This is a genomic window from Formosa sp. S-31, from assembly GCF_051172795.1.
GTDB lineage: Bacteria > Bacteroidota > Bacteroidia > Flavobacteriales > Flavobacteriaceae > Formosa.
The window spans coordinates 535-778 of record NZ_JAENDK010000001.1; the positions used below are offsets into that span (position 1 = coordinate 535).

A 244-nucleotide genomic window follows, 5' to 3' on the forward strand; every position below is an offset into this window, starting at 1 on the left:
CCAGAAACAGCGTATGAATTTACGGTTGAGGCTATAGATGGTTCTGGGAATCGCTCGGGACAAAGTGGAGTTTTAAGTGTAACAACATTGTCGGCTCCGGATACGGAATCTCCAATAGTTCCCGATGGTTTAGTTGCCAGTGATCTTACGTTTAATAGCTTAACATTAAGCTGGAACGCTGCTACAGATAATGTGGCTGTTACGGATTATGAAGTGTTTCAGGACGGAGCCAGTTTAGGATTGA

At 43.9% G+C, this 244-nt stretch carries 1 protein-coding gene; it reads left to right on the plus strand.

The features are described 5' to 3' along the window. The coding region (locus tag I3217_RS00010; RefSeq protein WP_435047666.1) for a hypothetical protein at nucleotides 1–244 on the plus strand (244 nt) is incomplete at both ends.